The sequence below is a fragment of the Tepidimonas sp. genome (assembly GCF_036824975.1).
GTDB lineage: Bacteria > Pseudomonadota > Gammaproteobacteria > Burkholderiales > Burkholderiaceae_C > Tepidimonas.
Genome location: NZ_DAISZC010000008.1, coordinates 1 through 22,094, shown reverse-complemented (window position 1 = coordinate 22,094; position 22,094 = coordinate 1). Strand labels below are relative to the sequence as shown.

At 68.5% G+C, this 22,094-nt stretch carries 17 protein-coding genes, 1 tRNA gene and 1 pseudogene; 11 read left to right on the top strand and 8 right to left on the bottom strand.

Translation table 11 applies throughout. The annotated features are described in order from the left end of the window. Positions 1-31 precede the first annotated feature (31 nt). Entirely contained in the window at positions 32-835 is an 804-nt protein-coding gene (gene lgt / locus V7Z54_RS01995) for a prolipoprotein diacylglyceryl transferase (protein ID WP_334133971.1), read from the bottom strand. An 83-nt stretch (positions 836-918) separates the two neighbouring features. Here lgt and V7Z54_RS01990 point away from each other — a divergent pair, with 83 nt between their 5' ends. Further along, positions 919-1,167, top strand: coding sequence for a hypothetical protein (locus V7Z54_RS01990; RefSeq protein ID WP_334133970.1), 249 nt, complete (start codon positions 919-921; stop codon positions 1,165-1,167). A 24-nt stretch (positions 1,168-1,191) separates the two neighbouring features. On the opposite strand, the gene ilvD is transcribed toward V7Z54_RS01990, so the two are convergent. After that, positions 1,192-3,108, bottom strand: coding sequence for a dihydroxy-acid dehydratase (gene ilvD / locus V7Z54_RS01985; protein WP_334133969.1), 1,917 nt, complete (start codon positions 3,106-3,108; stop codon positions 1,192-1,194). A gap of 273 nt (positions 3,109-3,381) precedes the next feature. Then, entirely contained in the window at positions 3,382-3,621 is a 240-nt protein-coding gene (locus tag V7Z54_RS01980; protein ID WP_334133968.1) for a TIGR04438 family Trp-rich protein, read from the bottom strand. Positions 3,622-3,782: 161 nt separating this feature from the next. Here V7Z54_RS01980 and V7Z54_RS01975 point away from each other — a divergent pair, with 161 nt between their 5' ends. Then, positions 3,783-4,088: a c-type cytochrome gene (locus V7Z54_RS01975; protein WP_334134000.1), complete on the top strand. Its 306-nt coding sequence runs from the start codon at positions 3,783-3,785 to the stop codon at positions 4,086-4,088. 149 nt (positions 4,089-4,237) lie between these two features. Here the strand turns inward: V7Z54_RS01975 and acs are convergent, their stop codons facing one another. Next, the gene (gene acs, locus V7Z54_RS01970) at positions 4,238-6,232 is read right to left on the bottom strand and encodes an acetate--CoA ligase (protein WP_334133966.1); all 1,995 of its coding nucleotides are present in this window, start codon (positions 6,230-6,232) and stop codon (positions 4,238-4,240) included. Positions 6,233-6,372: 140 nt separating this feature from the next. Between acs and V7Z54_RS01965 the strand changes: the two genes are divergently transcribed. Together V7Z54_RS01965 and V7Z54_RS01960 are read left to right on the top strand one after the other, a co-directional pair. Next, on the top strand, positions 6,373-6,966 hold the full coding sequence (locus tag V7Z54_RS01965) for a TIGR00645 family protein (RefSeq protein WP_443082404.1): 594 nt from the start codon (positions 6,373-6,375) through the stop codon (positions 6,964-6,966). A 56-nt stretch (positions 6,967-7,022) separates the two neighbouring features. Next, on the top strand, positions 7,023-8,573 hold the full coding sequence (locus V7Z54_RS01960; RefSeq protein WP_334133963.1) for a fumarate hydratase: 1,551 nt from the start codon (positions 7,023-7,025) through the stop codon (positions 8,571-8,573). A gap of 171 nt (positions 8,574-8,744) precedes the next feature. On the opposite strand, the gene V7Z54_RS01955 is transcribed toward V7Z54_RS01960, so the two are convergent. Continuing rightward, entirely contained in the window at positions 8,745-9,359 is a 615-nt protein-coding gene (locus V7Z54_RS01955) for a DUF6806 family protein (RefSeq protein ID WP_334133961.1), read from the bottom strand. Between the two features lie 153 nt (positions 9,360-9,512). On the opposite strand from V7Z54_RS01955, the gene V7Z54_RS01950 reads away from it, so the two are divergent. Continuing rightward, positions 9,513-9,597 (top strand) — tRNA-Leu (locus V7Z54_RS01950). Between the two features lie 26 nt (positions 9,598-9,623). Here the strand turns inward: V7Z54_RS01950 and V7Z54_RS01945 are convergent. Beyond that, complete coding sequence (locus tag V7Z54_RS01945) at positions 9,624-11,006, bottom strand: RsmB/NOP family class I SAM-dependent RNA methyltransferase (protein WP_334133959.1); 1,383 nt, start codon at positions 11,004-11,006, stop codon at positions 9,624-9,626. An 83-nt stretch (positions 11,007-11,089) separates the two neighbouring features. Here V7Z54_RS01945 and V7Z54_RS01940 point away from each other — a divergent pair, with 83 nt between their 5' ends. Together V7Z54_RS01940 and V7Z54_RS01935 are read left to right on the top strand one after the other, a co-directional pair. Beyond that, the gene (locus tag V7Z54_RS01940) at positions 11,090-12,709 is read left to right on the top strand and encodes a peptide chain release factor 3 (protein WP_334133957.1); all 1,620 of its coding nucleotides are present in this window, start codon (positions 11,090-11,092) and stop codon (positions 12,707-12,709) included. Positions 12,710-12,782: 73 nt separating this feature from the next. Next, a complete protein-coding gene (locus V7Z54_RS01935) occupies positions 12,783-13,367 on the top strand; it encodes a YqaA family protein (RefSeq protein ID WP_334133956.1) in 585 nt (194 codons plus the stop codon). Between the two features lie 10 nt (positions 13,368-13,377). Here V7Z54_RS01935 and purN read toward each other — a convergent pair whose 3' ends face one another. Continuing rightward, the gene (gene purN, locus V7Z54_RS01930; protein ID WP_334133954.1) at positions 13,378-13,998 is read right to left on the bottom strand and encodes a phosphoribosylglycinamide formyltransferase; all 621 of its coding nucleotides are present in this window, start codon (positions 13,996-13,998) and stop codon (positions 13,378-13,380) included. A 198-nt stretch (positions 13,999-14,196) separates the two neighbouring features. Here purN and V7Z54_RS01925 point away from each other — a divergent pair, with 198 nt between their 5' ends. The 4 genes and pseudogenes from V7Z54_RS01925 (at position 14,197) to V7Z54_RS01910 (ending at position 19,982) form a co-directional block, all read left to right on the top strand. Further along, positions 14,197-15,369, top strand: coding sequence for an acyl-CoA dehydrogenase family protein (locus V7Z54_RS01925; protein ID WP_334133953.1), 1,173 nt, complete (start codon positions 14,197-14,199; stop codon positions 15,367-15,369). Between the two features lie 89 nt (positions 15,370-15,458). Continuing rightward, a complete protein-coding gene (locus V7Z54_RS01920) occupies positions 15,459-16,571 on the top strand; it encodes an acyl-CoA dehydrogenase family protein (RefSeq protein ID WP_334133952.1) in 1,113 nt (370 codons plus the stop codon). Between the two features lie 196 nt (positions 16,572-16,767). Continuing rightward, a pseudogene (locus tag V7Z54_RS01915) lies at positions 16,768-18,400 on the top strand (GMC oxidoreductase). 115 nt (positions 18,401-18,515) lie between these two features. Beyond that, entirely contained in the window at positions 18,516-19,982 is a 1,467-nt protein-coding gene (locus V7Z54_RS01910; RefSeq protein ID WP_334133950.1) for an aldehyde dehydrogenase family protein, read from the top strand. Positions 19,983-19,991: 9 nt separating this feature from the next. On the opposite strand, the gene V7Z54_RS01905 is transcribed toward V7Z54_RS01910, so the two are convergent. Continuing rightward, positions 19,992-22,094: hypothetical protein (locus V7Z54_RS01905; RefSeq protein ID WP_334133948.1), on the bottom strand; the 2,103-nt coding region annotated here is incomplete at its 5' end.

Here is a 22,094-nt window from a genome sequence, read left to right as displayed (position 1 = left end):
CGACACCGGCGCTGCGCTGCCGGGCGCGGCATCACCGCAGCTGCGGCGCGCGCCAGCGCACCCAGGCCCACAGCACGACACCGCAGACGATCAGCGGCAGACTGAGCCACTGCCCCATACTCAGGCCCAGCGACAGCAGCCCCAGATGCGCGTCTGGCTCGCGGAAATACTCGGCCGCGAAACGCAAGCTGCCGTAGCCCACCAAAAACGCCGCCGACACCTCACCGGTGTAACGCGCGCGCGGCGCCCACCACCACAACAGCAGAAACAGCGTCAGGCCCTCCAGGCCGGCCTGGTAGAGCTGGGACGGATGGCGCGGCTCGGGCCCCGCGGCCGGAAACACCATCGCCCACGGCAGATCGGCCGACGCCACCCGGCCCCACAGCTCGCCATTGATGAAGTTGCCGATACGGCCGGCCGCCAGCCCCGCTGGCACACAAGGGGCCACGAAGTCCATCACCTGCAGCCACGACCGACGCTGGCGCCGTGCCCACAGCGCCATCGCCGCCAACACCCCCAGCAGCCCGCCGTGAAAGCTCATGCCCCCTTCCCACACCGCGAACACGCGCCAGGGCTGGGCCAGATAGGTCAGCGGCTGGTAGAACAGCACATACCCCAGCCGTCCGCCGACGATGACGCCCAGCACGCCCCAAAACAGCATGTCCTCCACGTCGCGCCCCTGCCAGCCCAGGGTGTGGTACGGCTTGTGACGCAGCCGCCGCTGGCCCAGCCACCAGAACAGGGCAAAGCCGACCAAGTACATCAGGCCGTACCAGTGCACCGCCAGCGGCCCAACGCGCAACGCCACCGGATCGAAGCCGGGATGGATCAACATAGCCCGCCCCCCGCCCGTGCGCCTTGCCACGCATTGCCGACGTCACCGAAAATGCACCGTCTTGTCATACAGGAGGAAGGTTGATGACCGCCGCGACCGAACGCCGCCAGCACCACCGTGTTCGCGCCATTTTCGAGGAAGCCTTGACCCTCTGCGTGCCGTTTCTCGACCCCCGGCAAGGCATCGGTGGACAGGCGCTGACGCACCACATCCCGGTCGTGTTGCGGGATCGGTTCCCCGAACTGTCGCCTGAAGAGCTGCTGGTGTTGGTGCCGGCGCTGCAGACGGCATGGCGGCTGCGCCAGCGCACGCGCGCCGTGGCCGAGCCGTGATCGCTGGCGAACATCCGCTCCCATTCACGACCGGCTCAGCCGCCCCAGATCGCGCACCGCCCCCTGGTCAGCCGAGGTCGCCATCATCGCGTAGGCCTGCAGCGCCGTGGAGACCCGACGCGCGCGCGGCTTGGCCGGTTTCCAGCCCAGCGCATCCTGCTCGGCGCGGCGGCGCTGCAGTTCGGCCTCGTCCACCATCAGCTGGATGGAGCGCCCCGTCACGTCGATGCGAATGCGGTCGCCGTCGCGCACCAGTCCGATGGTGCCCCCGGCGGCCGCCTCGGGCGAGACGTGGCCGATCGACAGCCCCGAGGTCCCCCCGGAAAACCGGCCGTCGGTCAGCAGCGCGCACACCTTGCCCAGCCCCTTAGACTTCAGGTACGAGGTCGGGTACAGCATTTCCTGCATGCCGGGGCCACCGCTGGGACCCTCGTAGCGGATAACGACCACGTCACCCGGCTGCACGCGGTCACCCAAAATGGCCTCGACCGCCTCGTCCTGGCTCTCGAACACGCGCGCCGGACCTTCGAAGACGCGCAACACCGATGTCGGCACGCTGGTGGTGTAGCGCAGCTGCTCCACCTCGAACATGCTCTCGTCGATACCAGCGGTCTTGACGATGCAGCCGCGCTCGGCCAGGTTGCCGTACAGCACGGCCAGTCCGCCGTCGCGCGAGTACGCGTGCTCAACACTGCGGATGCAGCCCTGCTGGCGGTCCCGATCCAGCGACGGCCAGCGGGTGTCCTGGCTAAACGGTACCTGGGTCGGAATCCCGGCCGGCCCCGCACGATAAAACAGCTCCACCTCGGGCGAAGGCTGGCGCATCACGTCCCAGTGTTGCAGGGCGTCGGCCAGGGTAGGGCTGTGCACGGTGCGCACATGGCGGTGCAGCAGACCGGCGCGGTCCAGCTCGCCCAGGATACCCATGATGCCGCCGGCGCGGTGTACGTCCTCGATGTGGTACTTGTTGGTGTTGGGCGCCACCTTGCACAATGTCGGCACGCGGCGCGACAGGCGGTCGATGTCGGCCATGGTAAACGGCACGCCCGCTTCATGGGCCGTGGCCAGCAGGTGCAGCACCGTGTTGGTGGAGCCACCCATCGCGATGTCCAGCGACATGGCATTTTCGAACGCCTCGAAGGTGGCGATGGAGCGTGGCAGCACCGACTCGTCGCCCTGCTCGTAGTAGCGTCGTGCCAGCTCGACGATCAGCCGCCCGGCGCGGCGAAACAGCTGCTCGCGGTCGGCGTGGGTGGCCAGCATCGTGCCGTTGCCCGGCAGACTCAGGCCCAGCGCCTCGGTCAGGCAGTTCATCGAGTTGGCGGTAAACATCCCCGAGCACGAGCCGCAGGTCGGGCAGGCCGAGCGCTCCACCTCGGCCACCGTGGCGTCGCCCACGTGCGGGTCAGCCGCCATCACCATCGCGTCCACCAGGTCGAGCTTCTTGATCTGCACCGTCTGCTCACCCGGCACCGCCAGCCGCACCTTGCCCGCTTCCATCGGCCCGCCCGAGACGAACACCACCGGAATGTTCAGGCGCATCGCCGCCATCAGCATGCCAGGGGTGATCTTGTCGCAGTTGGAAATGCACACCAGCGCGTCCGCACAATGCGCGTTGACCATGTACTCGACGCTGTCGGCGATCAATTCGCGGCTGGGCAGCGAGTAGAGCATGCCGTCGTGGCCCATCGCGATACCGTCGTCCACCGCAATGGTGTTGAACTCCTTGGCCACGCCACCGGCGGCCTCGATCTCGCGCGCCACCAGCTGCCCCAGGTCCTTCAGGTGCACATGGCCGGGCACGAACTGGGTAAACGAGTTGGCCACCGCGATGATGGGCTTGTCGAAGTCGCCGTCCTGCATGCCGGTGGCACGCCACAGGGCGCGTGCGCCGGCCATGTTGCGGCCGTGGGTGGTGGTACGGGAGCGATAGGTGGGCATGGTCTGAAACAGTAAGCAAAGGGGCTTGGGGAAAGCGGCGCTGGACACAACGCACCCGGCTACAGCTGCCGACCTGCGGTCATTCAAAGCAGCCGCAGCAGCTGGCGGGAATTGTGCCAGTAACGCCATCGCCACGCATCGACTGGGCGGGGCGATACCGGCACCGACGTGCTGGCACCGGCACCCGTCAGCCACGCCCCATCCGCGCCGGGCTCAAGCGACCCGCGTGCCACAACGCGGCCCACACTGGCGGCCACGCCCGGGGCGTGGCTCTTAGGAGCGCGAGGTCGGCGGGCGCAACGCGTCACGCGCCCTGGCCTGCCGCGCTGCTTTGCGGGCCTGCTCGCGCTGCATGGCCTTGCGGCTGGTGTAGCCCGACCAGTCGGCCCACCACCACCACAGCACCGCCGCCCCGAATGGCGCCAGCACCCAGCCCCAGGCCAGGGACGCCACCGGCTCCACGCCGGCCCATTTCAGTCCCAGCAGGATCACACCCAGCAACAAAAAGGCCATGGCTTCGTCTCCCGTGGCGCATCGGCACCGTGCCGCAGCCGGCGCCGCACGACCCTGTATCGATTGCAACAAGCTGTAAAAAGGCATTGTGCCCGAAAGGCGCCCCACTACAATGGCACACGCCGAACCCGCTGTTTTCCTTTCACCTGGAGATCAATGTGATGAAACGTGCTCTGCTCACCCTGGCGGCGCTGGCCGCCGTCTCCGGCCCCGCCCTGGCCGACGAAGCGCTGGCCAAGGCGAAGAACTGCATGGCGTGCCACGCCACCGACAAAAAGCTCGTCGGCCCGTCGTACAAGGACATCGCGAAGAAGTACGCCGGCGATGCCAAAGCCGCCGACATGCTGGCCACCAAGATCCAAAAGGGCGGCTCCGGTGTCTGGGGCGCGATCCCGATGCCGGCCAACCCGCAGGTCAGCGATGCCGAGGCCAAAAAACTGGCCGCCTGGGTGCTGAGCCTCAAGTGAGGCGACACCATCACAGCTGCCGCTGCATCGTGTAACGACACGAGCGTCATCCGGTGCCGGCCGGATGCTCGGTGTGGGCCGGTATCCGCGGTTGCACAGACACAAAAGCCCGCCGCACGGCGGGCTTTTTGCGGGTAGGCACGCGCGCCTTAGTTGTTGCGCGCCAGCTGCTCCAGGATGTGCGGATTCTCCAGCGTCGAGATATCCTGGGTGATGGCCTCACCCTTGGCGATGGCGCGCAGCAGCCGCCGCATGATCTTGCCCGAGCGCGTCTTGGGCAGGTTTTCGCCGAAACGGATGTCCTTGGGCTTGGCAATCGGGCCGATCTCCTTGGCGACCCAGTTGCGCAGCTCATTGGCGATGGCCTTGGCCTCGTCACCCTGTGGCAGCGGGCGCTTGAGCACGACGAAGGCCACGATCGCCTCACCCGTCAGGTCGTCTGGACGGCCTACGACCGCCGCCTCAGCCACCAAGTCGGTCTTGGCCACCAGCACCGACTCGATCTCCATCGTCCCCATGCGGTGACCGCTGACGTTGAGCACATCGTCGATGCGGCCGGTAATGCGGAAGTAGCCGCGATCCTCGGAACGCACGGCCCCGTCGCCGGCCAGATAGTAGCCCTTGAGCTCGTCGGGGAAGTAGCTCTTCTTGAAGCGCTCCGGATCCCCCCAGATGGTGCGGATCATCGACGGCCACGGCTTCTTGACCACTAAAATGCCGCCCTGTCCGTTGGGCATGTCGTTGCCCTGCTCGTCCACGATGGCCGCGAAGATACCCGGCAGCGGCAGAGTGCACGACCCCGGCACCAGCGGCGTGGCCCCGGGCAGCGGCGTGATCATGTGGCCGCCGGTCTCGGTCTGCCAGAAGGTGTCGACGATCGGGCAGCGCTCGCCGCCGACGTGCCGGTAGTACCACATCCATGCCTCGGGGTTGATCGGCTCGCCCACCGAGCCCAGGATGCGCAGCGTCGACAGGTTCCAGTTCTTCGGATGCACCTTCTCGTCGGTATCCGACGCCTTGATCAGCGAGCGGATGGCGGTGGGCGCGGTGTAGAAGATGGTGCAGCCGTGGCGCTCGATCATCTGCCAGAAGCGCCCGGCGTTGGGATAAGTGGGCACGCCCTCGAAGACGATCTGCGTGGCGCCGGCCGCCAGCGGACCATAGGCGACATAGGAGTGGCCGGTGATCCAGCCGATGTCGGCGGTGCACCAGAACACATCGCTGTCCTTCAGGTCGAAGGTCCACAGCATGGTTTGCTTGGCCCACAGCAGGTAGCCGCCGGTAGAGTGCTGCACGCCCTTGGGCTTGCCGGTGGAGCCCGACGTGTACAGAATGAACAGCGGGTGCTCGGCACCGACGATCTCGGGCGCGCACTCGGTGGATTGATCGGCCAGCAGCTCGTGCAGCCACACGTCACGGCCCGCCACCATGTTGCAGGCGCTGGGGGTGCGCTGGTAGACGACGATATGGCGCACCGACTCGCAGCCTCCCATGGCGATGGCCTCATCGACGATGCTCTTGAGCGGCAGTTCCTTGCCGCCGCGCATCTGGAAGTTGGCCGTGACCACCGCCACCGCCCCCGCGTCTTGGATTCGGTCCTTGAGTGCGCCGGCCGAAAAGCCCCCGAACACCACACTGTGCGTGGCGCCGATGCGCGCGCATGCCTGCATGGCGACGATGCCCTCGATCGTCATCGGCATGTAGATGACGACACGGTCACCCTTCTGCACACCCAGCGACTTCAGCGCGTTGGCCATCTGACTGACGCGCGCCAGCAGCTCGCGGTAGCTGACGCGGGTCACTGTCCCGTCGTCGGCCTCGAAGATGATGGCGGTCTTGTGCTCGACCGGGGTGCCCATGTGGCGGTCGAGGCAGTTGTACGAGGCGTTGAGTTCTCCGTCCTGGAACCACTTGTAAAACGGCTTGTTCGATTCGTCCAACACCTGGGTGAAGGGCTTGTGCCACACCAACAGCTCGCGGGCACGCCGCGCCCAAAAGCCTTCGAAGTCGCGCTCGGCCTCCTCGCACAACGCACGGTAGGCATCCATACCCGCAACCCGCGCCTGCGCCACCAGCGCCGGGTTGGGCTCGAAGACACGGTTTTCCACCAGCATGGAAGCGATGGCAGCGGACGATTCAGCCATGTTCAGGTCTCCTCAGGACAAGGTAGCGATTCAGGAACAGCCAGGCACTGTGCAGCGGACATCTGACAAAGGTCTTACGGAAGGGGACTCTACAATCGGCAGGTGTTCGTTCGTGGAGCGCACCGCCAATCATGTCGTCCATGCACAAGCCCATCGCCCCGCTGCCCAAGCTGATCTTCGCCAGCCGCTGGCTGCAGTTGCCACTGTACATCGGCCTGATCGTGGCGCAAACGGTGTACGTTTATCACTTTTGGGTGGAGCTGGTGCATCTGATCGAGGCGGCATTCGGCAACACCGCTGCGCTGGACAAGCTGGTCACCAGCATCGGCTACGTGCCGGATAAGTCGCTCGACGGCCTCAACGAGACCATCATCATGCTGGTGGTGTTGGCGCTCATCGACGTGGTGATGATCAGCAACCTGCTGATCATGGTCATCGTGGGTGGCTACGAGACCTTCGTCAGCCGCCTGCGGCTAGAAGGCCACCCCGATCAGCCCGAGTGGCTCAACCACGTCAACGCCGGCGTGCTCAAGGTCAAGCTGGCCACGGCCATCATCGGCATCAGCTCGATTCACTTGCTCAAAACCTTCATCAACGCCGCCAACTACACCGAGAAGGTGCTGCTGTGGCAGACCGTGATCCACGGCATCTTCCTGCTCAGTGCGCTGGCCATCGCGCTGACCGAGCGCCTGATCCACCACCCGGCGGACGACGACGACAGCGACCGCCACTGACACTTGGCCGCGCCCGCCGACGGCGGCGCGCCCCCCACGCCACCAGGAACCCCATCATGACCGCCATCCGCCAAGATGACCTGATCCAGTCGATCGCCGACGCCTTCCAGTACATCAGCTATTACCACCCGGTGGACTATATCCAGGCGCTAGGCCAGGCGTATGAGCGTGAGCAAAGCCCGGCGGCGAAGGATGCGATCGCGCAGATCCTGACCAACTCGCGCCTGAGCGCCGAAGGCCACCGCCCGATCTGTCAGGACACCGGCATCGCGGTGGTGTTCCTGAAAGTGGGCATGAACGTGACCTGGCCCGACGCCACCATGAGCGTGCAGGAGATGGTCAACGAAGGGGTGCGGCGCGCCTACCTGAACCCGGACAATCCGCTGCGTGCCTCGGTGCTGGCTGATCCGGCCGGCGCGCGCAAGAACACCCGCGACAACACCCCGGCGGTGGTGCATTATGAAATCGTGCCCGGCGACGGCATCGAGGTCATTTGCGCGGCCAAGGGCGGCGGCTCGGAGAACAAGTCCAAACTGGCGATGCTCAACCCGTCCGACTCGATCGTGGACTGGGTGCTCAAGACTGTGCCCACGATGGGCGCGGGCTGGTGTCCGCCGGGCATTCTGGGCATCGGCATCGGCGGCACGCCCGAAAAAGCGATGCTGCTGGCCAAAGAAGCCCTAATGGCACCGGTGGACATCCACGAGCTGATCGACCGCAAGAAGGCCGGTGCCACGCTCAGCCGCGTGGAGGATCTGCGCCTGGAGCTGTACGAGAAGGTCAACGCACTGGGCATTGGCGCCCAAGGCTTGGGGGGCCTGACCACGGTGGTGGACGTCAAGATTCTGGACTACCCCACGCACGCGGCCAGCCTGCCGGTGGCCATGATCCCCAACTGCGCGGCCACGCGCCACGTGCACTTTCACCTGGATGGCAGTGGCCCCGCGAAGCTGCAGCCACCGCGGCTGCAGGACTGGCCCGCCGTCACCTGGACGCCGGACACAAAAAGCGCGCGCCGCGTCAACCTGGACACGCTGACGCGAGAGGAAGTGGCGTCGTGGCGGGTCGGCGACAAGTTGCTGCTCAATGGCAGGATGCTGACCGGTCGCGATGCGGCGCACAAACGTATCGCCGACCTGCTGGCCCAGGGCGAAAAACTCCCGGTGGACTTCACCAACCGCGTGATCTACTACGTGGGTCCGGTGGACCCGGTGCGTGATGAGGTGGTGGGCCCGGCTGGCCCGACCACGGCCACGCGCATGGACAAGTTCACCCGCATGATGCTGGAGCAGACCGGTCTGATTGCGATGATCGGCAAGAGCGAGCGCGGGCCGGTCGCCATCGAAGCCATCCGCGACAACCGCAGTGCCTACCTGATGGCGGTGGGCGGCGCTGCGTATTTGGTGGCCAAAGCCATCAAAGCCGCGCGCGTCGTGGCCTTCGAAGATCTGGGCATGGAGGCCATTTATGAATTCGAGGTGCAGGACATGCCGGTGACGGTGGCGGTGGACGCCAGCGGTACCAGCGTGCACGACAGCGGCCCGGCCGAGTGGCGCCAGCGCATTGCGCGCGGCGAGCTCAAGGGCATTGCGGTGACGCTCGCCTGAGTCCGTCAGCTCCGCCGCAGCGGCTGGTCGGCCGGTCGCCCGGCCGCGCCCGGGGCCGGCGCTTTGCAGCGCACTGCGCGGCACCCATTTGGATGCGGAGGCACTGGTCACCGCTCAGGGACAACTGTCCCGGCGCACGGGCGCTAGGCGGCAAGCCGGGGGCCGGCGATTTCAGTGCAGGTGACGCGGCTTGCGCGGTCCGCCGTGACCACCGCCACCACGCGGCGGCTTGCCCAGTTGCAGCGAGTTGACCATAGCGTCGAAGCGGTTGGCAAACAGCTGGTCGATGGCCTGCACGACGCCACCCAGTTCGGAAGCGTCGAAATGGCGCTCCATCAGGTTGACCACATCCTGCACCAGCAGGTCGCGCTGCACCTGCATGATGGCCGCTGGCGTCGGCCCCACGAAGCACATCAGGAAGTCATCGCGCGCCTCGGCATCAGGCGGCGCTTCTTCCTCGTCAAATTCCAGGTCGTAGAACGACACCTCGATCGCGGCACCGGTAGCGGCGATGTCGTTCAGGCCCATGCACGCCTCTTCGATGGCCAGGCGGAAATCCTCGCCGCCCTCGATGGTCCAGCACAGGTGCAACACCCGTTCGTTGGTGTCGAATCGGATGCCCGGCTCTTCCTCGTAGGCGCTGGCGGCGGCGTCGATGAGCGAGCGGGCACCGACGTAGCTCCACAGCGGCCGCAGCGCCTCCTGGATGTGGGTGTAGTCCACGTCGTCACGCAACGGGATATCGCCGTGCACGTGGATCTCGAACGGAGGGTGGTCGTGGCTCATGATCGGGATCCGTCGCAAAAACGGTATTGTACGACCAGGGCCTGTGATCACCGGGGCAAACCCGGTTGGAGCCGGGCGCGGGCGTGCGGCAACGGGGCGCTGCAGCCGGCCGCCGTGCCGATTAGAATCGGCCGCCGCACCCGGCACGGGCTGGCGAGTGTGATGGAATCGGTAGACATACAGGACTTAAAATCCTGAGGCGTAAGCCGTGCGGGTTCGAGTCCCGCCACTCGCACCAGCACGCGGCAACCATCAGGGCACCGCTTAGCGCCGCCGCCACGCCACGGCATAGAAGCCGTCGGTACCATGCCGGTGTGGCCACAGCCGCAGCGCCCCGTCGGCGGTCACGGCGTCGGCCCTCGACACCCGCGCCGCGGCCAGCAGTTCACCCGCGTCCAGTAGCTCGAACGCGCCGTCGCTGGCGCGCTGGAATGCCTGCGCAACAGCATCGTTCTCCTCCGGCAGCAAGCTGCAGGTCGCGTAGACCAGACGCCCGCCGGGTCGCACCAGCTGGGCAGCCGCGGTCAGGATGCGCAACTGCAGCGCCGCCATCTGGGCGATGGTTTGCGGGGAGTGGCGCCACTTCAGCTCCGGGTGTCGGCGCAGCGTCCCCAGGCCGCTGCACGGCGCATCCACCAGCACGCGATCGATTTTGCCGGCTAGGCGCTGCAGGCGCGGGTCGTTCTCGTGGCTGAGCGTCATCGGATGCACATGGGTCAACCCCGCGCGCTGCAGGCGCTCCTGCAGGCGCTGCAGCCGCGCCCCTACAGTGTCGAACGCGTACAGCCGACCCGTATTGCGCATGTCGGCCCCCAGTGCCAAGGTCTTGCCGCCCGCGCCGGCGCAAAAATCGGCCACGGTTTCGCCGCGGCGCGCGCCCACCAGCGCGGCAATCAGCTGCGACCCCTCGTCCTGCACCTCCAGATGGCCCCACACCCAGGCGGGCTGCGCCTGCAGCGGCGTGCGTGCGGGCAGGCGCAGGCCCCAGGGTGCGTGCGGCGTGGGCTCGGCCGGCAGGCCAGCGGCACGCAGTTCGGTCAGCACCGCGTCGCGCTTGGCGCGTAGCGCGTTGACGCGCACATCCAGCGGGGCGGGAGCGCGCAGCGCGTCGGCCAGCGCCGCCAGCTCATCCCCCACAGCGGCGCGCAGGCGCTCAATCAACCACCCCGGCAAGCCCAGCCGCACCGGCTCGGGCTCGGGCGCGGCGGGCAGCCTCTCGGCGGCGGACCGTGCCGCCAGGGCATCGGGCCCGGCATCCGTTGCACTGGCCCCCAGCACGTCCACCGCCTCGCCGGGCCACGCCAGCGCCACGATGTCGCGGCATGCTGCCGCATCGTCACGCAGACGCGCCACGTCGACCTCGCTGACACCCTCCCCTCGCACACGCTGGCGCAGCCAGCACCAGCGTGGCAGGTCGCGCAGCGCGGCAAACAGCGCATCGCCCACGGCCGCGCGTGCACGCGCCCCCAGACGTTGAGGACCGCGCAGCGCCTGTGCCAGCAGCGCGTCGGGCGGCTGTTGGAAGCGCACCGTCTGCTGCAACAGTCCCGCGGCCAGCTCCAGCGGCGTGACCGGGCGGCTGTGCCCCTTGAGGGGGTTCGAACGTCGGCTGGCCGGAGTCCGGGAGGAACGGGGTATCTTGCTCATGGACGAATTGTCCTGCAGGGACTGCGGCACGATGGCCAGGCCCGCCGCCGCGCGGCGATGGCGGTGCCGGATAATCGCGCCCCATGCCAGATATCGCTTCCGAGGTGCGCCGCCGGCGCAGCTTTGCCATCATTTCCCACCCCGACGCGGGCAAGACGACGCTGACCGAAAAGCTGCTGCTGTTTTCGGGAGCCATCCACATTGCCGGCAGCGTCAAGGCGCGCAAGGCTGCACGCTACGCCACCAGCGACTGGATGGAGATCGAAAAGCAGCGCGGCATTTCGGTGGCCAGCTCGGTGATGCAGATGGAGTACCGCGACTGCGTGATCAACCTGCTGGACACACCAGGGCACCAAGACTTTTCGGAAGACACCTACCGGGTGCTGACCGCAGTGGATGCGGCGCTGATGGTGATCGACGCGGGCAACGGCGTGGAGCCACAGACGCGGCGTCTGCTGCAGGTGTGCCGCGCGCGCCACACGCCCATTCTGACCTTCATCAACAAGATGGACCGCGAGGTCCAGGCGCCGCTGGACTTGCTGGACGAGATCGAGCGTGAGCTGGGCATGACGGTGGTGCCGTTTACCTGGCCGGTGGGCATGGGCAAACGCTTCCATGGCGTGTGGGACCGGCGCGCGGATCAGATGCGGGTGTTCACCCCGGGCGAAGACCGCCGCGGTGGCGACGAGGAGATTCTGGCGGGCCGCGACCATCCGGCCATTGCACAGCGCTTCGGCTTGGAATGGCAGCAGGCGCGCGACGAATTGGAGCTGGTGGAAGGCGCCACGCCGGTCTTCGACCATGCGGCCTTTGTGGCCGGCATGCAAACGCCGATGTTTTTTGGCTCGGCGATCAACAACTTCGGCGTCAAGGAGGTGCTGGACGCGCTGGTGGATCTGGCACCGCCGCCCGGCCCCAAGCCCGCGCTGCAGCGCGAGGTCGCCCCCACCGAACCGAAGTTCAGCGGCGTGGTGTTCAAGATCCAGGCCAACATGGACCCGGCACACCGCGACCGCATTGCGTTCGTGCGCGTGGCCAGCGGACGTTTCGAGCGCGGCATGAAGCTGCGCATCACGCGCACCGGCAAGGAGTTCAAACCCAACACGGTGGTGTCGTTCCTGTCGCAGCGGCGCGAGCTGCTGGAGGAGGCCTACGCGGGCGACATCATCGGCATCCCGAACCACGGGCTGCTGCAACTGGGCGACACACTGACCGAGGGCGAGGCGCTGCAGTTCACGGGGCTGCCGTTTTTTGCGCCCGAAATCATCCGTAGCGTCGAGGTGGCGGACCCACTGCGCACCAAGCAGCTCAAGGCAGGGCTGCAGCAGCTGGGCGAAGAAGGCGCCATCCAGGTCTTCCGGCCGATGGTGGGGTCGGTGCTGCTGCTGGGTGCCGTGGGGCAGCTGCAGTTCGATGTGGTACAGCACCGGCTGGAAACCGAGTATGGGGTGAAGGCGCGCATCACGAGCAGCCCTTATCACGTGGTGCGCTGGGTGACCTGCCCGCCGGAAAACGGCGGCGAGGCCGAACTCAAGCGCTTCATCGATGCCAACCAGCACCGCATGGCGTGGGACGCGGTGGAGGCACCCGCCATCTTGCTGGACCACGCCGCCACGCTGCGCGCGGTGGAGGCCAACTGGCCCAAGATCCGCTTTCATGCCATGCGGGAACACGCCGGGTTGGTCTTTCACGGGTCAGCCTGATGGTCGGCCACACGACCATTATTAGGCCACCCCGCACATGGGCCGGTACACACCGGCCCGGGGAGAAGTCATCGTGACGTGGGGCTTTCAGGCGCTCTACGACCGCGCCCTGGTGTGGGCGCGGCATCGGCACGCGCCGCGCTATCTGGCGGCGCTCAGCATTGCCGAGTCGTCGTTCTTTCCCGTTCCCCCGGACGTGATGCTGGCGCCCATGGTGCTGGCCCAGCCGCAGGCAGCGTGGCGGCTGGCATGGCTGACGACGTGGACCTCGGTGCTGGGCGGGCTGATCGGCTACGCGCTGGGGGCGCTGGCGTTTGCCGCCATCGAGCCGTGGCTGATGGCCAGCCGCTATGCCAGCCCCTACCAGCAGGCGGTGGCGTGGTTCGACGTCTGGGGCGCATGGGCGGTGTTCATTGCCGGTTTTTCGCCCATCCCCTACAAGGTATTCACGCTGGCCGCCGGGGCGCTGGCCATGCCGCTGCTGCCCTTCACGCTGGCCTCGCTGATCGGGCGCGGCGCGCGTTTCTTTCTGGTGGCTGCCTTGGTGCGCCTGGGTGGCGAGCGCATGCAGGCCCAGCTGCGCCGGCACATCGACCGCATTGGCTGGGCCACCGTGGCGCTGGTGGCGGCAGGCGGGCTGGTCTACGCGCTGCGCTGAAGCTCGCCGCTCAAAGCGCCAGCAGCCGCTCGATGGCGCGCGGATAGATCACGTGCTCCTGCGTGAGCACACGCGCGGCCAGCGTCTCGGGCGTGTCGCCGGGCAGGATGGGCACCACCGCCTGCTCCAGATACTCACCGTGGTCCAGTTCGGCGGTGACGCGGTGCACCGTCGCACCGGCAAAGCGGCACCCGGCCTCGATGGCGCGGCGGTGCGTGTGCAACCCAGGAAACGCCGGCAACAGCGACGGGTGGATGTTGACGATGCGCCCTTCGTAGCGCTGCACGAAAGCGGGCGTGAGAATGCGCATGAAGCCGGCCAGAATCACCAGGCCACGGCCCTGCGGGTCGAAGCCATCGATGACGTGGGCCAGTTCGGCATCGAACGCTTCCCGACTGGGGTAGGCGGTGTGATCGACGAGGGCGGTAGGCACCCCCTGTTCGTGCGCCCACTGCAGGCCTTTGGCGTCGGGGCGGTTGCTGACGACGGCCGCGACCGCCGCACCGAAGCGCTCGGCCCAGCGCTGGCGATCGGCGGCGCGCACGATGGCCTGCATGTTCGACCCGGTGCCGGAGATGAGGATGACGAGCGGCCGCGCCGGTGGCGTATGACGGGGGGTGAATGTGCCCATGGCGCCAGTGTAGCGGCAAGCCGTCGTCCAGCCGGCCCGCAACCCCGCGCTCACCCCGGTGGCTTGCGCGTGGCGCCCTGGCGCGACGCCGCGCGCTGGTTCGCATCGGCGCGGCCGACGAGCTGTCACCGGTCCGACAGCGTCTCCTGCGGCTTTGCGGCATAAACCGCCATCCCACGACGTTGAGGAGACGGCACGATGGAATTGGCGTTCACGCCCGAGGAACGGGCGTTTCGCGACGAGGTGCGGGCGTGGATCGACACGCATCTAGACCCCGCGCTGGCGGCGAAGGTGCTGGGCGGACTGCGCCTGAGCAAGGAGGACATCCAAGGCTGGGCGCGTACGCTGGGGCGGCAGGGCTGGCTGGCGTACCGCTGGCCGCGCACGTTCGGTGGCCCGGGCTGGACGGTGGTGCAGCAACACCTGTTCGACGAGGCACTGGCCGAAGCCGGCGCACCCCCCATTCTGCCGTTTGGCCCGGTGATGGTCGCGCCGGTCATCATGGCCTTTGGCACACCGGAGCAGCAACAGCGGTTCCTGCCCGGTATCGCCAGCGGCGAGGTCTGGTGGTGCCAGGGCTACAGCGAACCGGGGTCTGGCTCGGACCTGGCCAGCCTGCGCACCCGCGCCGAACGCGACGGCGACCACTACGTCGTCAACGGCCAGAAAACCTGGACCACACTGGCCCAGCACGCCGACTGGATCTTCTGCCTGGTGCGCACACGTACCGACGGCAAGCCACAGGCCGGCATCAGTTTTTTGCTCATCGACATGCGCTCGCCAGGCGTGACCGTGCGGCCGATCCGGCTGCTCGATGGCGAATACGAGGTCAACGAAGTCTGGTTCGACAACGTGCGCGTGCCGGTGAGTCAGCGCATCGGCGAAGAAAACCAGGGCTGGACGATCGCCAAGTACCTGCTGTCGCACGAGCGCGCCAACATCGCCGACGTCAACCGCAGCAAGCGTGAACTCAAGCGCCTCAAGCGCCTGGCCCAGGCCGAAGGCATATGGGACGATGCGCGTGTGCGCGACCAGATCGCGCTGCTGGAGGTCGATATCGTGGCGCTGGAGATGCTGGTGCTGCGCGTGCTGGCGGCGGAGCGCTCGGGCAAGCCGGCGCTGGACATCGCTGCGCTGCTGAAGATCCGAGGCAGCGAGGTGCAGCAGCGTCTGACCGAGCTGATGCTGCTCGTCGCCGGGCCGATGGCGCTGCCCTACCTGGAGCCCGCCCTGACCGGACAGCCGGTAGCGGCTGCCGACGCTGCGCTGGCGCCGCTGGCGCCGCGCTACTTCAACATGCGCAAAACCACCATTTACGGTGGCAGTAACGAGGTGCAGCGCAACATCGTCGCCCAAACCCTGCTCGGGTAACTTTCATCATGCGGAATAAAACCCGCGTCACGAAGGCAGCCGTCCCCCAAGCAGCCGTGTTTTTCACACCAGACACCGGAGCACGCACCATGGATTTCGATTTTTCCGACGAGCAACGGCAGTTGCGTGACGCGGTGGCTCGCTGGGCCGAGCGCGCTTACCCGTTCGAGCAGCGCCGCGCCATCATCGCCGCCGGCGGCTTCGATGCGCGCATCTGGCGCGACCTGACCGATCTGGGGCTGACCGGATTGACCGTTGCCGAGACACACGGCGGCATGGGCCAGGGCCCGGTAGAGGCACTGCTGGTGCTGGAAACGCTGGGGACAGCGCTGCTGCTGGAGCCGCTGGCCGCCACCTGGGTGGCGGCGGCCCTGTTGCAGGACTGCGCCGATGGCGCGCTGCCGCAGGCTTGGCTGCCGCGCCTGGCGGCGGGGGACCTGGTGGTGCCGGCGCTGCTGGAGCGGCGCAGCCGCCACGACCTGCCGCAGGTGGCCTGCCAGGCCAACGCCGACGGGAACGCATGGCGGCTGAGTGGCCGCAAGCACGTCGTCCCGGCAGGCGACCAGGCGGCGGCCTGGCTGGTGTCGGCCCGGGCGCCCGACGGCGTGGCGCTGTTTCTGGTGGAGCGCAGCGCCGCGGGTATCGCCACAACACCGTATCCGCTGCAGGACGGCAGCCGCGCCGCCGACCTACACCTCAACGCCACCCCGGCCCAACGTCTGCCCGGCGATGGGGCGACGGCACTGGCCTGGGCAGCCGACGTGGGCGCCGCACTGGCATGTGCACAGGCGGTGGGGGTGATGGAGCGCGCACTGGCCCTGACGGTGGAGTACCTGAACACACGCCGGCAGTTCGGTGTGCCCATCGGCAGCTTCCAGGTGCTGCGGCACCGCGCAGCCGACATGAAGATGGCGCTGGAGCTGGCCCGCGGGATGGCCTACTACGCGCTGCTCAAGCTGGATGCCCCGCAGGCCGAGCGCCGTCAGGCGGTGGCCCGTGCCAAGGTGCAGGTGGGCCAATCGGCACGTTTCGTCGGTCAGCAGGCGGTGCAGTTGCACGGCGGCATCGGCGTCACCGACGAATACGTGGTGAGCCACTGCTTCAAGACACTCACCCAGCTGGAACTGAGCTGGGGCGACACGCTGCACCACCTGGGGACGGTGGCGGCGGTAATGGGCGAAGACGCCGCCGTCGGCGCCTGAGCGGGTCCGGCACACCAGGCGAGCCGGTGCCTGTAGGACCAGTCCACGGGCGGCGGCGTCTGCCACCGTGTGCGACCGACGCCGCGGCGGGCCTGCCGGCGTTCGGCACCCTACCTGTCGGCGGCGCGACAGCCCCAACCCGGTATCGGGTTTCCCCGCTGGCGGGGCGACTATCGACTGTCCCACTATCGCGATCATGCAGGCGTTCGACGTCGATTTCGCGATCATCGGGTCGGGTTTTGGCGGCGCGGTGGCGGCGCTGCGTCTGGCCGAGAAGGGCTACCGCGTGGTGGTGCTGGAGCAAGGCCGGCATTGGCAACCGCAGGATTTTCCCGCCAGCAACTGGCAGCTGCGCCGCTGGCTGTGGCGTCCGGCGCTGGGGTGCCACGGGTTTTTCAGTCTGCGTCTGTTTCGCTACGTTGTGGTGCTGCACGGCAACGCGGTGGGCGGCGGCTCAGTCACCTATGCCAACACGCTGCTCGAGCCGCCACCAGAAGTGTGGTCGCACGGCACCTGGGCTGGACTGGACGACTGGTCCTGGATCATGCCCGCCCATTACGAAACGGCGCGGCGCATGCTTGGCGTCACCGTGAATCGGCGCCCCGCAGCGGCGGACGAGCGGCAGCTGACGATGGCGCAGGCCTGCGGCCTGCAGGACACCTGGGTCCTGACCGACGTGGGGGTATTTTTCGGCGACGACCATGACCACGAGGGAGGACGCCTCCACCCGGACCCCTATTTCGGTGGTGTGGGGCCGCCGCGCACATCTTGCTCCGGCTGTGGCGCGTGCATGGTGGGCTGTCGGGGTGGGGGCGAAGAACACGCTGGACCGCAACTACCTGCATCTGGCCCAGCGCCAGGGCGCCGTGCTGCGGGCGCAGACGCGCGTCACGCGCATCGTCCCATTGCCGGCCCCGGACAGTACCGCCGACCCCAGCGGGGCACACGGCTACGCAGTGCACGCCATCGGCACGGCCGACGCCAACCGGCGGCATCAGGTGCTGCGCGCGCGGGCCGTGGTGTGCGCCGCCAGATCACTCGGTACCCAGGCGCTGCTGATGGACGCACGCCGTCGCGGTGATCTGCCATATCTGTCGTCCGCGCTCGGCCGTCACGTGCGCACCAACGCCGAATCGCTGATTGGCGTGCGCTGGCCGGACAGCCCCGTCGATCTGTCGCGCGGCATCGCCATTGGCGCCAAAATCCGGCTCGATGCGCACACCACCGTCGAGGCCACGCGCTACCCTGCCGGCTCGGACGCGATGGCGCTGCTGTCGACCATGATGGGTGGCGACGGCACGCGCGCCGGCTGGATGAAGGCGTTGCTGTCCGCTGTGCTGCGCAGGCCCTGTGCCACCGCCCGACTGCTGTGGCCCCGCCACTGGGCGCGCGAATCGATGATCCTGCTGTGCATGCAAACGCTGGATGGCACGCTGACGCTGCGCTGGGAGCGCCCGTGGTGGTGGCCGTTTGCACCCCGTCTGCGCAGCCACGGCGCACCGCTGCCCCATGCCATTCCGGACGCCGAGAGCTTCGCGCGGCGCGCCGCGGCAGCCACCGGCGGGGTGCCGATGGCGTCGCTGCCCGAAGTGCTCTTTCACATCCCCATGACCGCGCACTGCTTGGGCGGCGCCGTCATGGCGGCCGACGCCGACAGCGTGGTGTGCGACGCGCATCACCGGGTATTCGGCCAGCGTAACCTGTACCTGATGGACGGCTCGGTGGTCGGCGCCAACCTCGGCGTCAACCCCAGCTTGACCATCACCGCCCTGGCCGAGCGCGCCTGCAGCCGAATTGCGCCGGCGGCAGCCGCCGCGATGACGGGTTGAACCCCGGGGGTGTAGATTGGCTGCGACCCCGGGGTCCCCGGGAGTCCGGGAACCGCCCAGGGTCGGTTCCCCTCCCCCGATCGCCGACCGGTCCGTTCACGTCACAATGCTCATGATGAACGCCTGGCGACACGATTTCAGCGCCTTGCCCCCCGGCGATCTGCACGCCGCGCTGCAGGCCCAATGTGAACGCATGCGCGCGGCGTGGAGCGCCACCGCACCCACCTCCGCTGGGCAGCGGCGCGCCCGCCTGACCCGACTGCTGGAGGCTGTGCTGGACCGCACAACCGAATGGGTGGAGTGCGTCGACGCCGACTTCGGCGGGCGCAGCCCCACCGAGACCCGGTTGCTCGAGCTGGCACCACTGGCGGATGAGATCCGGCATCTGCGCCGTCACGTCGCGCACTGGATGCGGTCGCGGCCCGCGCGCGTCAACCCGCTGTTCTGGCCGGCACGGGCACGTATCGTGCCGCAGCCGCTGGGGCTGGTGGGCATCATCGGCGCGTGGAACTATCCGCTGCAGCTGACGCTGTCGCCGCTGGCCAACGCGCTGGCGGCAGGCAACCATGTGCTGCTCAAGCCGTCGGAGCTGGCGCCGCGCACGGCGGCACTGCTGCAGCGGGTCTTGACACAGGCCTTCGAACCCGACGAGGTCTGTGTGATCACCGGGGGCGCTGAGGTGGCGGCGGCACTGGCAGCCGCGCCGCTGGATCATCTGCTGTTCACCGGATCGGGGCGTGTCGGGCGGCTGGTGATGCAGGCCGCCGCCGCGCGCCTGACCCCCGTCACGCTGGAACTGGGCGGCAAGTCACCCGCCATCGTCGCCGCCGACGCCGACGTGGCACAGGCCGCAGACCGCATCGCCAGCGCCAAGGGCTGGAATGCGGGGCAGACGTGCATCGCACCGGACTATTGCCTGGTGCCACGGGTGCAGCGCGACGCCTTCGTGACGGCCCTGCGCGACAGTGTGCGGCGGCGCTGGCCGCGTGGACTGGCCGACCCGGACTACAGCGCACTGCTGTCTGGCGCGGCGTGGCAGCGCATGCAGCGCTTGGCTGAGGACGCGGCCGCTGCTGGGGCGACACTGGTGCCCCTGATGACAGGCGACACGCCATGGGGCGACGCCAACCGTCACCGTATGGGGCCGGTGGCAGTACTCGACCCGCCACCAACCTGCGCGCTGATGCGGGAGGAAATCTTTGGTCCGTTGCTGCCCGTGCTGGGCTACGACGGCGACCTCGACGCCGCCATTGCCCACGTCAACGCCGGCCCGCGCCCGCTAGCGCTGTACCTGTTCAGTCAGCGCCCCGACACGATCCAGCGGGTGCTGAGCGCCACCACCAGCGGGGGCGTCACCGTCAACGACTGCATGCTGCATCAGCCGCAGCACGGCCTGCCCTTTGGTGGTGTCGGCCCCAGTGGCATCGGGGCCTACCACGGGCGTCACGGGTTCGAGCGCTTCTCGCACCTGAAGGCGGTCTACCTGCAGCACCCGCTGGTTGGCGCGGTGTTCGACCGCTGGGTGCGGCCGCCTTATGGCCCGTGGACCGACCGGCTGCTGCGCTGGATGCTGCGGCGTTGAGCGCCGGCATCAGCGCATGGGTGGCCACACCCATGCGCCGACCCACCAGGCCAGCGCCCCCAGCGCCAGCGCGAGCACGGCGGCGATCCACCCCCAGTGCAGGCCGCGGTCGGCGTCCGGATCCGCGCCGCCCCGCTGCGCCCCCGCAGGCAGCGCAGCCACAGCCGTCAGGCGGCGCCCGAACGCGAGGCTGATGCGGGCGCGGGTATTTACCGCCCAGCCGTTGGCATCCAGCAGGGGGCCGATGTTGCGCTCGCGCAGCTTGAACCAGGCCAGCGCCACCGAGGGCCCGGAAATCAGGGCCATGACCCCCAGAATCACCAGTGGCATCTGCCACCAGGCCAGTTGCAGAAAACCGGTGACAAGGGCGGCCAGCGCGGTGCCGATAGCGCCCAGTGCCAACCCCAACGCCGCAAAGATGCCGGCAAAGCGCGCGATGTCGAACGCCGACTGCGCCGGCAGACGTGCAGGCGGACTCTGCACCGCCTCGGCGCCGCCTTCCACGCGCTGGGCCAGCTGCGCCTGCACCGCCTGCTCGCGCGCCGCCGCAAATTTGCGTACCTGCTCGCCCACCAACCGCACGACGCGCCGGTAGGGTGCCCAAAACGCCTGCCGCAGGCTCACTGGGTTCTCCACCACCTTGATGACGCGCGCGTGCCAGTCGCGACCCCGGCGATCGACGAACAACCCGTTGCGGCCCGGCACCATGAAGTCCGGTGCGTCGCCGCCGGTTAGTGCCGCCACGATGATCTGCGGCACCTCACCGGCACGCTCGCATTGGCAGTACAGCAGGTACAGCCCACTGTAGCCCGCAAGCTGCGCGTGCGCGACGACGTCGTTTACCGGCAGGCACAAGCGGCACTCGCGCTGGTCGATGAACAGCCGCCCACACTGGAAGGCCCCGTCCGCCGACCCGTAAAAGTCGGCGAAGTTGACGACGTTGCGCAGCACGCGCGCCAGATCCCGCCGCAAAACCACCAGCTTTTGCAACGCATCGAGCCGCTGCGCCAACGCCGCGCCCGTCAGGTCATGCCCGATGAGCGCTTCCATGCGGGCCATGACGCGCTCGGCGTCCCACGCCGACAGGATGGCGTCCTCCCAGTCAGCCACCGTGGTCTGCGGACGCTGGGCACACCAGGCCTCCCACGCCGCGAGTCGCTGGCGCAACGCCTGCCAGTCGGCCTGGGTCAGGTGGTCGCGCTCACCCAGCAGGGGCAGCACCGCATCGGCATACAGGCGTTCGATGGCCGGCTGCCAGGCCGGGTTGATCCCCTGCCGCAGCGGCAGCACGGGCTCGGCGCCCACGTGCGCCAGCGGCAGCGCCGTCAGCTCGGCTTGGTCCGCCGCCAGAAGCCCGACCGCCAGCGCCTGTAGCGCCTGCAGCGGCACATCCAGCGCGGCGGCGGCCCGCGCATCGAACGCCGCCAGCTGGCAGCGCACGAAGTGGTCTTCCACCTTGGCGGCCACGGCCTGCATGGCCGCCAGCGCGGCACTGAAGACGGGCGCCAAACCCTCGGGCTGCACGGCGCGCCAAGCCCGCACCGCCGCCACCGCCTCCGCGCAGCGCTGCACCCCGGCGGCATCGACACCGTCGCCCCCACTGCGATCGGCCACCCATCCGGTGGCCATGCCAATGCGTTCCAACCATGGCACCACGCCGGCGTCGATGGCCTGGGCCAACTCGCGTGTCACCACGCCGTCGCCGTTGGGCTGGTCAGCCGGAAACACGCACGCCGCGTCTGCCCAGTCGGCGGGGGACAGCTCGGTTTCCGGGCGCCCCAGCCGGCGCAGCAGATCACACGCCGCCGTGCGCAGCGCCAGTCCTTCATCGTTGGCCACCAGCGCGTCCAGCGGCAGGGTGTCACCGGGGACGAACAGCAGCCCCGGATCGACCAGGCGCTCGCACACCCACTGCACCGCTGCCAGCACTTCGGGGCGGCGGACCAGGCCATCACCGTCGGCATCGAGCAGCGCCAGCGTCTGGGGCCCGACGTCCAGCCCCTGGACCGGGCAGGCGAGCGCCGCCCACAGCTTGGGGTCGAGCGCCGCCAGAGCGAAGAGGTCGCGCGCGTCGTCCATACGGACCTGATCGACTCCACCGGCACGGAAAAA